The sequence below is a fragment of the Streptomyces antimicrobicus genome, from assembly GCF_020532625.1.
GTDB classification, from domain to species: Bacteria; Actinomycetota; Actinomycetes; order Streptomycetales; family Streptomycetaceae; genus Streptomyces; species Streptomyces antimicrobicus.
The window spans coordinates 1-5,828 of sequence record NZ_JAJAUY010000222.1 but is presented as its reverse complement, the minus strand read 5'-3'; the positions used below and the strand labels follow the sequence as shown (position 1 = coordinate 5,828).

The following is a 5,828-nucleotide window of genomic DNA, read 5'->3' as shown; positions in this document are numbered from 1 at the left end:
CGGCCCCCGCGCCCGCCCCACCGGCCCCGCCCGCCCCGGCGCCGTACGGCCAGCCGCCGCAGCCCTCGTACGGCCAGGTCCCCGGCATGCCCGGCCAGACCCCGCCGCCCGCGCCCTACGGCGGCCAGCCGGCCCAGCCCTCGTACGGCCAGGTCCCCGGGCAGTACCCGGGACAGATGCCCGGCCAGATGCCGGGCCAGATGCCCGGTCAGGTCCCCGGCCAGGCCCCGGGCGGCTACCCGCCCCCCGGCGCGCCCGCGCCGTACGGCCAGCAGCCCGCCCAGGCCGCCGGCCCCGGCCTGTCCGCCGCCCTCCAGCTCTACAAGGAGGCCCCGACCGGCGCCCGCTGGACCGCGCAGAACCCGCAGCTCATGCGCGTGGACCTGGCCATGGGAGGCCAGCCCGTCCTCGCCCGCCAGGGCAGCATGGTCCTCTACCAGGGCAAGGTCGACTTCAGCTACAAGGGCGCCGGCTTCGCCGGCCGCATCGTGGGCAACGCCACCGGCCAGGAGATGCAGCTGATGCGCTGCACCGGCCGCGGCCAGGTCTTCCTCGCCGAGAACGGCGCGCACCTGCACGCCATCGAGCTCCAGGGCGACGCCATCTGCGTCTCCGCGGAGAACGTGCTCGCCTTCGACGAGTCCCTGCACCACGAGGTCCGCCGCATCGAGGGCCACGGCATTCCCGGCGGGGCCCTGTTCACCATGCAGTTCCAGGGCACCGGCACCGTCGTCGTCAAGACGCACGGCGTCCCCGTCGTGCTGCCGGTCACCCCGACCACGTTCGCCGACAGCAACGCCATCGTCGCCTGGTCGGCGGGCTCGCAGGTGATCATCTCCAGCCAGGTCCGGCTGCGCCGCAACGCCTACCCCGGCCACAGCGGCGAGACCGTGAACCTCCAGTTCCGGGGCGCCCCCGGCAACTTCATCGTCGTCCAGCCCTACGAGGTCTGAGGGAGCCCGTCATGAACGCAATGAACCAGCAGCTCGCGGGCTACGCCCCGACCCCCGTCACGGCCCGCATGGAGAACCACGGCCGGGCCATGCTCAAGGTCGCCATGCAGACCGGCCACGACCTCTTCGCGCGCACCGGCTCGATGGTCGCGTACGAGGGGTTCGTGCAGTACGAGCCCAACCCGCCCGCCGTCCGCCAGATGGCCTCCCAGTGGCTCACCGGCGAGGGCGCGCCCCTGATGAAGTGCTCCGGCGACGGTCTGCTCTACCTCGCCGACTACGGCGCGGACGTCGTCGTGATCAACCTCAACAACGACGCCCTGTCGGTCAACGGCACCAACGTGCTGGCCTTCGACGCCCACCTCCAGTGGGGCGTCGAACGGGTCAAGGGCATGGCCAAGTTCGCCGGCCAGGGCCTGTTCAACGTGCAGATCGCCGGCACCGGCTGGGTCGCCCTGACCTCGCGCGGCACCCCCATCGTGGTCGACTGCGGCCGCGGCGACGACGAGACGTACGTCGACCCGGACGCGCTCGTCGCGTGGTCGCCGGGCCTCAAGGTGAAGGGCAAGCGCAGCTTCAAGGCCTCGTCGATGATCGGCCGGGGCAGCGGGGAGGCCTATCAGATGGCCTTCTCGGGCCAGGGCATCGTCGTCGTCCAGCCGAGCGAGGACAGCACCGACCGCCTGCGGGCGCGGGGCTGAGGGGGAGTAGGGAATCATGCAGAGCTCACTGTTCGCCCACGCCGAAGTGCCGTCGCAGGACCGGTACGCCGTCCAGAACCCGCAGCTGCTGCGGGTCACCCTCCAGGGCTCCGACGACGTGCTCGCCCGCAAGGGCGCGATGGTCGCCTACCAGGGGCTGATCGACTTCGACGGCGAGTACCAGAGCAGCAACCAGCGCGGCGCCCGCAACCGCACGGGCGAGGGCCTGGACCTGATGCGCTGCTCCGGGCAGGGCACCGTGTACTTCGCCAACCTCGCGCAGAACGTCCACGTCATGGACGTCGAGCAGGAGGGCCTGACCGTCGACAGCGCCTACGTCCTCGCCATGGACTCCACGCTGCACACCGAGGTCATCGCCGTCGACAGCCAGTACGGGATCTCCGGCTCCGGCAAGTACCAGCTGAACATCACCGGCCGCGGCAAGGTCGCGCTGATGACCTCCGGCCAGCCGCTGATGCTCCAGATCACCCCGGACAAGTACGTCAACGTGGACGCGGACGCGATCGTCGCCTGGTCCACGTCGCTGCGGGTCCAGATGCAGGCGCAGACCCACTCCAGCGGGGTCTGGCGGCGCCGGGGCAACACCGGCGAGGGCTGGGAGCTCAGCTTCCTGGGCCAGGGCTTCGCCCTGGTCCAGCCGAGCGAGCTGCTGCCGCCGCAGAACGCCCAGATCGGACAGGGCATGGCCGCGCAGTACGGCGTGGGGCAGCAGGGCGCCCACGCCCAGAACCGCGGCAACGTCTGGAACTGACGGCCCGCCCGTCACAGGGGCGGCCCCCACCCTCCGGAGGGTGGGGGCCGCCCGCACGTCACAGCCGGGCCGCCCGCACGTGAAAGCCGGGCCGCCCGCACGTCACAGCCGGGCCGCCCGCACGTGAAAGCCGGGCCGCCCGCACGTCACAGCCGGGCCAGCGTGCCCTCCAGCAGCCGGACCACCGACGTGTCGGCCACGTTCGCGACCTCGGCGTACGGGAACCAGCGCAGGTCCAGCGACTCGTCGCTGATCTCCGCGACCGCCTCGGCCGGCGCCAGCGCCGCGTACTGCACGTCCAGGTGCCAGTGGCACGGCGCCGGGATCGGGTGCCGGTCCAGCCGGACCGGGCCGCCCCCGAGCAGCGTCAGCCCGTGCGCGATGCCGGACTCCTCCCGGGCCTCGCGCAGCGCCGCGGCCTCCAGCGTCGGATCGCCGTCCTCGCAGTGGCCGCCCATCTGCAGCCACATGCCGAGCTTCTTGTGCAGGGTCAGCAGCACCCGCTCGCGCGCCGGGTCGATCACCAGCGCGCTGCTGGTGAGGTGACCGGCCGAACAGGGCTTGTACATGCCGTCCGGGTGCTCCGCCAGGTGCGCCAGGTACAGGTCGCGCAGCTCGGGCTGGCCCTCGTACGCCTTCAGTACCAGGACCGCGTCTTCGTACAGGGTCACTTCGCCGTGTCGCCCTTGCCCTCGTCGTCGGTGGTGTCGTCCGCGTCCGCGTCCGCGTTCGCGGCGCCGGTTCCGCCGCTGCCCGCGGGCTCCTCGCCGCGCCGCTGCGCCGCCTCGCCGAGCATCTTGTCGATCTCGGAGAAGTCCAGCTGCTCGCGGTGGACGAAGCCGTCCGGGTCGTCCAGGTCGGACGCGGTCGGCAGCATGTCCGGGTGCTCCCACAGCGCGTCACGGCCGTCCATGCCGCGCGCGTCCGTGAGCGAGGCCCACAGCCGCGAGGCGTCCCGCAGCCGGCGCGGCCGCAGCTCCAGGCCGATCAGCGTGGCGAAGGTCTGCTCGGCGGGACCACCGGTGGCCCGGCGCCGGCGCAGGGTCTCGCGCAGCGCGTCCGCCGAGGTCAGCCGCGGCTTGGCGGCCTCGTGCACGACGGCGTCCACCCAGCCCTCGACCAGCGCGAGCGCCGTCTCCAGCCGGGCCAGGGCCGCCTTCTGCTCGGGGGTGTCCTGCGGCTGGAACATGCCGCCCTGCAGCGCCTCCTGGAGCTGCTCCGGGTTCGACGGGTCGAGCTGGCCGACCACGTCCTCCAGCTTGGAGGTGTCGACCTTGATGCCGCGGGCGTAGCCCTCGACCGCGCCGAACAGGTGCGAGCGCAGCCACGGCACGTGGGCGAAGAGCCGCTGGTGCGCGGCCTCGCGCAGGGCCAGGTACAGCCGCACCTCGTCCGAGGGGACGCCCAGGTCCTTGCCGAAGGCCTCGACGTTCAGCGGCAGCAGCGCCGCCTTGCCGGCCGGGCCCAGCGGCAGGCCGACGTCGCTGGAGCCGACGACCTCGCCCGCCAGCACGCCCACGGCCTGGCCGATCTGCTGGCCGAACATCGCCCCGCCCATGGAGCGCATCATGCCGAGCAGCGGGCCCGCCATGGCCTGCATCTCCTCGGGCAGCACCTGCCCCATGGCCGCGCCGACGCGCTCCGCGACCGGGTCCACCAGCTCCTGCCACACCGGGAGCGTGGCCTCCACCCACTCGGCGCGGCTCCACGCCACGGCCGTACCGGCGCCCGACGGCAGCGAGGTCGCCCCGTCCAGCCACAGGTCGGCCAGCCGGACGGCCTCCTCGACCGCGGCCTTCTCGGCGAGGCCGACGCTGGAGTCCTTCACGCCGTCCGCCGTGCCCTGCGCGACCGTACGGCGGGCCACGTCCTTGGCCATGTCCCAGTTGACCGGGCCGCCCTCGTAGCTGAGCATCTGGCCGAGCTGCTGGAAGGCCGCGCCGAGATCACCGGGGTTCATCGCGCCGAACATCGCGGCGAAGGGGTTGTCCGCACCGCCCGGCACACCCGCGCCGAAGCCGAACGGATTCGCCGGTCCGCCCTGGCCACCGCCCTGGTTGCCCTTCTTCTTGCCCTCGTCGCCGTGCTCCGGCTCCTCCGGCGGAAGGCCGAATCCGAATGGGGTGTCACTCACGGGGTTCCTCGGCTCGTAGGGCCGCCGGCGGGCGCCGGCGGGCGTGGGGTCTGGCAACACCACCAGCGTAGACACCGCGCCCGCTTCCGGGCTCGGTGCTCCACCGGCTCCTGGGCTGCGGCAGGATGGACATCACCTGGTCGGTACGCGTCACGACGCGCACCTACTGAAGACAACCGCTGGAGACGCCTGGTGAGTTCCCCAGATCCGCAGGTTCACGCGGCGCAGGACGCCCGAAGCCGCCCCGATCGGTCCGACCGGTCCGATCGCGAGGACGGCGTTCGCCAGCCGCGAAACCCGGCCGTGCGCGGCCCGGTCGTCGCCGTGACCGGCGCCGCGGCCGGGATCGGTGCCGCCCTCGTGGCGCGCCTGGCCGCGTCCGACGAGGTCAAGCAGGTCATCGCCATCGACGAGCGGCGCGGCGAGACCGCGGCGGCGCAGTGGCACGTCCTGGACGTGCGCGATCCGGCCATCGCGGACAAGCTGCGCGGCGCGGACGTCGTCGTGCACCTCGCGCTGGACCTCGACCTGGAGACGGACCCCGCCGCCCGGACCGCGTACAACGTACGGGGTACCCAGACCGTGCTGACCGCCGCCGCGGCGGCCGGTGTACGGCGGGTGGTCCTGTGCACGTCGGCGATGGTCTACGGCGCCCTGCCGGACAACGACATCCCGCTCTCGGAGGACTCCGAGCTGAGGGCGACCGCCGAGGCGACGGGCGTCGGCGACCTGCTGGAGATCGAACGCCTGGGCCGCCGGGCGCCGCGGGCCCACCCCGGGCTGAACGTCACCGTGGTCCGCCCGGCCGTCCTGGTCGGCGGCACGGACACCGCCCTGACCCGCTACTTCGAGTCGCCGCGGCTGCTGGTGGTCGCCGGGTCGCGGCCGACGTGGCAGTTCTGCCACGTGGAGGACCTGGTCAGCGCGCTGGAGTACGCCGCCCTGGAGAAGGTCGACGGCGAGTTGGCGGTGGGCTGCGAGGGCTGGCTGGAGCAGGAGGAGGTCGAGGAGCTGAGCGGCATCCGCCGCATGGAGCTGCCGTCGGCCGTCGCGCTGGGCGCCGCCGCCCGGCTGCACCGGATCGGGCTGACGCCGTCGCCGGCCGGGGACCTGGCGTACACGATGCATCCGTGGGTCGTCAGCGTCAGCCGGCTGCACGCGGCGGGGTGGCGGCCGCGCTGGACCAACGAGGAGGTGCTGGCCGAGCTGCTGCAGGAGGTGGCGGGCCGGCACACCGTGGCCGGCCGGCGGCTGGGCCGCAAGGACGC

At 73.5% G+C, this 5,828-nt stretch carries 6 protein-coding genes; 4 read left to right on the top strand and 2 right to left on the bottom strand.

Annotation, left to right across the window (positions count from 1 at the left end):
• From LG632_RS29275 to LG632_RS29265, 3 genes are all read left to right on the top strand, one after another.
• Positions 1 to 953, top strand: a 953-nt coding sequence (locus tag LG632_RS29275; protein ID WP_226730930.1) for an AIM24 family protein, incomplete at its 5' end; no start/stop codon positions are given.
• A gap of 20 nt (positions 954 to 973) precedes the next feature.
• A complete protein-coding gene (locus tag LG632_RS29270; protein WP_226730932.1) occupies positions 974 to 1,654 on the top strand; it encodes an AIM24 family protein in 681 nt (226 codons plus the stop codon).
• A gap of 16 nt (positions 1,655 to 1,670) precedes the next feature.
• Entirely contained in the window at positions 1,671 to 2,426 is a 756-nt protein-coding gene (locus LG632_RS29265; RefSeq protein ID WP_226730928.1) for an AIM24 family protein, read from the top strand.
• Positions 2,427 to 2,572: 146 nt separating this feature from the next.
• Here LG632_RS29265 and LG632_RS29260 read toward each other — a convergent pair whose 3' ends face one another.
• Together LG632_RS29260 and LG632_RS29255 are read right to left on the bottom strand one after the other, a co-directional pair.
• Complete coding sequence (locus tag LG632_RS29260; protein WP_226730927.1) at positions 2,573 to 3,097, bottom strand: NUDIX hydrolase; 525 nt, start codon at positions 3,095 to 3,097, stop codon at positions 2,573 to 2,575.
• Positions 3,094 to 4,560, bottom strand: coding sequence for a zinc-dependent metalloprotease (locus tag LG632_RS29255; RefSeq protein ID WP_226730925.1), 1,467 nt, complete (start codon positions 4,558 to 4,560; stop codon positions 3,094 to 3,096). The genes LG632_RS29260 and LG632_RS29255 overlap by 4 nt, the downstream gene beginning before the upstream one ends.
• A 192-nt stretch (positions 4,561 to 4,752) precedes the next feature.
• Here LG632_RS29255 and LG632_RS29250 point away from each other — a divergent pair.
• Positions 4,753 to 5,828: NAD-dependent epimerase/dehydratase family protein (locus tag LG632_RS29250; RefSeq protein ID WP_226730923.1), on the top strand; the 1,076-nt coding region annotated here is incomplete at its 3' end.

Excerpts from the sequence above, each read along its gene's own strand:
- LG632_RS29265 (WP_226730928.1), top strand. The coding sequence starts at position 1,671 with ATGCAGAGCTCACTGTTCGCCCACGCCGAAGTGCCGTCGCAGGACCGG.
- LG632_RS29270 (WP_226730932.1), top strand. The coding sequence starts at position 974 with ATGAACCAGCAGCTCGCGGGCTACGCCCCGACCCCCGTCACGGCCCGC.